Origin of the sequence: Teichococcus aestuarii, assembly GCF_003116135.1 — a bacterium.
Lineage (GTDB): Bacteria > Pseudomonadota > Alphaproteobacteria > Acetobacterales > Acetobacteraceae > Pseudoroseomonas > Pseudoroseomonas aestuarii.
On record NZ_PDOA01000052.1, the window covers coordinates 1 to 6123 of the forward strand.

At 64.2% G+C, this 6123-nt stretch carries 5 protein-coding genes; all 5 read left to right on the forward strand.

Annotated features, from left to right (window positions below):
* Positions 1-756: 756 nt before the first annotated feature.
* Positions 757-2229: a glycosyltransferase family 4 protein gene (locus tag CR165_RS23880; protein WP_109519385.1), complete on the forward strand. Its 1473-nt coding sequence runs from the start codon at positions 757-759 to the stop codon at positions 2227-2229.
* Positions 2226-3272: a hypothetical protein gene (locus CR165_RS23885; protein WP_109519386.1), complete on the forward strand. Its 1047-nt coding sequence runs from the start codon at positions 2226-2228 to the stop codon at positions 3270-3272. Before CR165_RS23880 ends, CR165_RS23885 begins: the two co-directional genes overlap by 4 nt.
* An 8-nt stretch (positions 3273-3280) precedes the next feature.
* The gene (locus CR165_RS23890; protein ID WP_146202042.1) at positions 3281-4462 is read left to right on the forward strand and encodes a glycosyltransferase family protein; all 1182 of its coding nucleotides are present in this window, start codon (positions 3281-3283) and stop codon (positions 4460-4462) included.
* 125 nt (positions 4463-4587) lie between these two features.
* Complete coding sequence (locus CR165_RS23895) at positions 4588-5925, forward strand: hypothetical protein (protein WP_109519388.1); 1338 nt, start codon at positions 4588-4590, stop codon at positions 5923-5925.
* Positions 5926-6008: 83 nt separating this feature from the next.
* A partial coding sequence (locus CR165_RS23900) for a transposase (protein ID WP_367604219.1) occupies positions 6009-6123 on the forward strand: 115 nt, incomplete at its 3' end.

Consider the following 6123-nt stretch of genomic DNA (forward strand, 5'->3'; position numbering starts at 1 on the left):
CCGCTATTGCCGCCACCACCCGCTCGCGCAGATCCACTGACAGCGCTTTCGACATGCCCGTCGCCCCTCCAATACCAGGGCAACTGAATCACCTTCCGCCCGGCGCCGGGATCACAAGCGATTCAGTCAGGCCGAAAACCGCTCTAGCAAACCGGAAGGCCCGGAGGAGCGGGCGATCTCGGCGCGGGCGGCAGGAATGGTGCAGGCATTTGGGTGGATCTGGTGCATGGCTCATCTCCGTCCCTGGACGGCGTGCGGCAGGCGCTTAAACCGCCGCTGGTACTCTACTATTGCCATCCTCAACGGGTTCTGACAACATTCCGTGACCAGACAGCGAATCTTGGCTTCCGTATATCGCCCTTCATTCCGGCGTTTCGCAGTAGTGAAGAGCTGGCGTTCATCACGACAATGGGGAGGGGTTTGGAAGCACCCAGCTTGCAGAATGTTTAAGAAGAAGGCAGATTTGCCAAATATTTGATGTCAGGAAGCCAGCTGAAGGAGAGCGTATTCTAAAGGGAGGGGGCCTGAAGGCTGCCCCGGAGTGCGTTTCCATTGATCAACCTTAGGTTGATAAACAGACTCGTTTTAGAGCCGGCAAGTTTAGGCATGGCGAAGGGCTCCGCTTCCCTCGCGTTGTGCCAGGCATGACGCTGGGGGGAAACATTGACTGTTTCTAAACCATTACTGAAAGTCTTCACGCCACTCCCGCCGGAGAGGAACGGGATTGCTGATTATTCTAGCACCCTGCTGAATGAGTTGCGCAGTCTCTACGACTGCACCGTCTTCTGCGACGACCCGGCCGCCCTTGCCCCAGTCGGCGTGGCGGTGCGCGACCAACTCCAAGCTTTCCGCGCCATCGGTCCGCATGACAGGATCCTGCACCAGATCGGCAACAATGGCGGCCACGTCTTCGTGCTGCGCGCACTGCGGCAGTTCCCCGGCGTCGTGACTATCCACGATATCGGCCTGTTCTATCTCTATGAGCTAGAGACGCGCGGCATAGATCCCATGCTGGCGCAGATGGCGTTCTCCGCTCCCCGGCTCGCCTCCGTCTATGGGCGCCACTGGAAGCGGCTGAACATGAAGACCGCGGCCAATTACGCCCTGTTCGACATGCAGCGGGAATTGCTCCAGCGCTCCTCCGGCGTGGTGGTGCACTCCCACTTCGCGCGGGCGAAGCTGCAGGCCATCTATGGCCCCGAGCTGACGCGCCACGTCTCCGTCATCCCGCATTTCGCCCCGCCGGCGTACATGCCGGAACAGGCCGAGGCGCGCCGGAAGCTTGGCCTGCCGGCCGATGCCTTCATCGTCACCACCTCCGGTTTTGCGACGCGCGCCAAGCGCTTCGACTGGATGATGGAGGCGCTGGAGGCGGTGCTTAAGCAGGGACTGGAGCTGATCTGGATCCATGCCGGGGAAGAGCGGCCGGAAGAATATGACGTCTCGGCCCAGCTGCAGAACTTTCCATTGCTGCGCGAGCGCACGCGCATCACCGGCTATATCGACGAGGAGGCACTCAACGCGCAGATCGCCGCCTGCGACCTGCTGCTGAACCTCCGCTTCCCCTCGGTCGGCGAGAGCTCCGGCACGCTGGCTCGGGCGCTGGCTGCCGGCCGCTGCTGCGTCGTCAGCGACACCGCCTCCTATCGCGAACTCCCGCGCGAGGCGGTGATCCACCTGCCGGTCTTCAACCAGGTCCGGGCCCTGGTCCAGGCGGTGCGGGCCCTGCACCAGGACCGCTCGATGCTGCACTCCTTCGGGGCCAATGCGCGGCGCTACGCCGAGACCGAGTTAAGCATGGCATCCGTCGCGGCCCGCTACCGTGAGGCCATTGAGGAAAGCCAAGCTCACACCCGGCCGCGGCCGGGCCTGCTGCCCCGCCCCCTCCCTAGCGTGCCGCCGATCCTGGTGATGGAGGGCGGCGAGACGCTGTCCCGCGAGAGCGTGGCCGAGACGCTGCGCGACGTGACGGGCCATTGCCGTCTCCTGCTGAAATTCCGCGATTTGGCGGAGCTGGCAGCCAGCTACGCCGCACGGCCGCCACTGCTAGCGGAATTGCTACCGGAGCATGTGAAGGTGATGGATCTGCGCGTACTCGCCCCCGAGGATGCGCCGGACAACGCGGCGGAGGGCGTGCCCGCCGCCGCGGCGCAGGAGGCGTTGCTCGGCCCGCTCGCGCAGGCCAGCGGCATCCTGCTACAGCTTGAGATCGCAGGGAGCGCGGCATGAGTGACACCGCCTTCTCCGCGCCGGGCCATGCTGGCGTGCTGGCCACCCAGGCGCACCAGCTGATGGCCGTCTGGCTTGATGCCGCCGCCGGCCCGCTGGCGCTGCTGGACCTGTCCTTTCCCTCCCTCGCCCTGGGAGGGTTCCTGCGCAGCGACCTGCCGGGCTTGGCTGATGCCGGCGCCATACCGGCCGCCGCCACGGCCTTCTACGGGCGGTTCCGGGCCGCAGGCGGCCATCGGCCACTGTTCGGCCTTGGCGGGGTGGAGGATGCCGCCATGCTCGCGGCGGCGGAGCTGGCGTGGAACCAGCCCGGTCGGCAGCGCCTGGTCTATACGCAGGACCCTGTCGCGCCGGCTATCCTGGAAACCTTGCACCAGGCCGGAGCTTGGATGCTGGTGCGCGGTGCGGCGGCCGTGGCCGTGGCGCGGCTTCCCGCGCTGTCGGTGCTGCCGCTCGTTATCGAGACCGATGGTGAGGCCGCGCGCTACACGCTCCTGCTGCCCGCCGAGGCGGCCCCACAGATGCGCCGCAGGTTGACCGAGGCCGGCTGGGGCTTCGGCCATGTCACGCCCGGCAAGGATGCTGCGGAAGATTCCTCTGGTCCTGTGGTGCTGTGCGCGGCCCCCTTGCCGTTGCCACATGATGCGCCGCTGCTGACGCAGATTCCCGCCTCGGCGCTAATCCACGACGGCGCCTACCGCAGCGAGGCGGATGGGGCATACAGCTGGGTCTGGACGGGGCCGGAGCGGCACGTCCGCATGGTGTTCGGCACGCTGCCGCCCGCGGCGCGCTGGCTGAAAGTCGCCGTAATAGGTGCTGGGAAGGCTGCGCAGCTGGAGGGGCTGGTGGCCACGCTGGATGGCGCCACTTTGCCGCACCGTCTCGAACGCTGGTCCGAGACGAGCGCGGGCGTGATCGTGGACCTGCCGCCTGGCTACTCCGGAAGCCCGATACTGGGGCTAGCGGTGCCGGCCACGGTGCAGGAGCCGGAGGGCATCCGCCGCCTGGGGCTTTGCATCCATAAGATCGAGGTTTTCGTATGAGCCGCGCCGTGCGCGTCCTGGTGGTCTCGCCCATCCCTTCGCACCCGGCGGACCAGGGGAACTCGGCACGCATCCAGGCTTTCGGCCACCAGCTCAAGCAGCGTGGCTCGGTGGTCGACTTTTTCTATTACGGCATGGAAGGGCTTTCGAACGAGCAGCGGGTTCACATGTCCGCCTTTTGGAACCATTTCCATTTCATGCCCTCGCTTCCGCTGGCCCGGCCGTGCTTCGCCGAGTGCTGGGGCCTTGATGACTGGTGCCCGACCGAGCTGGTGGAGGCGGTGAGCGCCCTGCACCGGGCGGAGCGGTACGACGCCGTCATCGTGAACTATGTCTGGATGTCGCGTATTCTGACCGGCATCGAGGGGGCGGTGCGTGTGCTAGATACGCACGACCTGTTCGGCGACCGGCACCGCGTCTCCGAGCAGAATGGCCTCGAGCCGCGCTGGTTCTTCACCTCCCCCGCGGAGGAGGACCGCGGCTTCGCCCGCGCCGATGTGGTCATCGGCATCCAGGACGAGGAGGCGGCCATCATCCGTGGCCGCTTCGGCGGCACGACGCTGACGGTCGGCCACCCGATGACGCCCTATTTCTTGACCGATACGATCGACCCGGACCCGCTGCTCTCCTTCGGTTACCTAGGCAGCGCCAATCCGTGGAACCTGCGCTCCGTCGCAGCGCTCGACGCAGCGCTGGGCCCGGATGCGGGAATGACATGGGCTTTGGCGGGGACTATCCTGCGGCGCAACCTGTCGCTAGTTTCGAACCCGGTGCGGCTCGGCGTTCTGCCGACGGTTGACCTATTCTACCAAAAGGTCCGCTGCGTGCTGAACCCGATGCTCGGCGGCACCGGGCTCAAGATTAAGACGGTGGAGGCACTAGCCTATGGCCGTGCCACGATCGGGACACGGGACGCCTTCATAGGCCTGCCGGTGCGCCATACGGCGCACCGCCTGGAGACGGTGTCCGAGATTGTGGACGCGATGCGCGAATACATGGGGAACCCAGCCTTCCGGAAGGAACTGCTCAACGCCTCCTGGACGCTTTACCTACAGTATCTCGCAAAAGTTGGGTGGGAATACGACGGCCTGCTGCGCTGCTGCGCCGGAGATCTGCCGCGCAGGTGCAAGAGCATGCGGCAGGAGGAGGCGCCATGGCGTGGTGCTGTCGGGCATCAGGTTGATGGTTAGTTGACCCTTTACACGTCCACAACTAAGCTGCGTTTAGGGGAGCCTGCTTGTTTCAAGCCTGCTTAGTTGTCGATTCGCCCACCATTATTGACCTCGATGCGCATGTATCTTGACGATCGGGAACCATGATCGAAACCCTCCAAACCCAACCTAGCTTCCTGCCGGAGGGCAGCACCTTCCAGCAGATCCTGCTCCGCTGCAGCCAGGACTGCAAGGTGGATGACGAGGTGGCCGCCTATGTGATGGGAATAAGGGTCGGGCAAACCCGGCTGCAGGGCGACTTCAAGGTGGGCGACCGGGTGTCCGTTCCTGTTCGCTACCTGCCAATGGTGGAGCTGCCGGCGACGATCCGGCTAAGCAGCAGAGATAGCAGCGTTGGCGACGTCGAGGCGCTGGTTCTGAAGACGCCCGATGCCGCGGCCGCTCTAGTGGGGCCTGGCGAGATCATGGTCGAGCGGCTGGGCTTCAACCAGGGCATGCTGCGCGGCTATGCCGTCAACCGCGTCAACGGCCTGTCCTCTCCAATGCTGTTCGCCCGGCTAAACGGGCTGCTGATGCGTCCCGTTGCGGTTGAGCGCCCGCGCCTTCTGGACGATGGCGGCTGCTCCTTCGGTTTCGCAGTGCAACTCTACCCGACCGATATGGGAGAGAACGGCTTTTCCATTGCGCTGCACGTGGTAGGCGAAGATGTGCCGATCGCCAATTTCCAGTACATGCGCAACGACGGCGATGAGCAGACGAAGCGCATCCTGGCGCTGGAGAGCCGCTTGGCGCAAGCCCAGCAAATGACCAGCCTACAGATCGCCGCGCTGACATCCGACTTTCGCAAGCGGCTGGACGCGCAGCAGGAGCGGATTGATGCCTTCATCGACTATGCGAGCTGCCTGCTGTTCGACCAGCTCGCCGTGGAGCCGGTGGGCGAGGCGACCAGCCTGCCGCTGGAGCCGGATGAGAGCATGCGCGCCCGGATGGCCGCCTTCCGCCAACTTGTCTACGACGCGCCGAAGGCCAAGGTAGAAATGACCGCGGCTTCTCCGGTGCATGCGCCTATGGTGGAACTGCCCCCTCACAGCGAGGCCTACAGCTTCGGCTGGTACGATGTTGAAGGCGACGAGGCCGGTGAATTCCGTTGGATGGGCCAGATCGGCATGGTCCAGAACCCGGCACCGGCCCGGCAGCCGGAGCAGCTGACCATAAGGCTGCGGCATGTGTTTAAGGTTGCGGTGCCGATGCTGCGGTTGTTCCTAGACACGCAGGAAGTTGAGGCGACGATCACGCCCGCTAATGCGCCGGATGTTTATCTGGTGGAGGTGCAGCAAGCGTTTGATGCGCCACCCTTGCCTCATTTCCAGACCTTGCGCATCGACAGCTTCGTGGCTGGCAGTCCTTCGGAAGCAGAAGATAGTACTGATACTCGCATACTATCCGTAGCAATTTCTTCTATCTTTATAAATTACTTGTAACGTTTTTCAATATAAGCGACGGTTTGATTACGCTCTAGAGGTTGTTATGGACCTCTGGCCTGGTAACGATTAGGTTGCGGGGCATGACTGCCCGCAAGCCGTACCCATCTGATGTGTCTGATGAAGAATGGGTGCTGGTCGCGCCCTATCTGACGCTCCTGCCGGAGGACGTCGGACAGCGGGAGCATTCATTGCGCG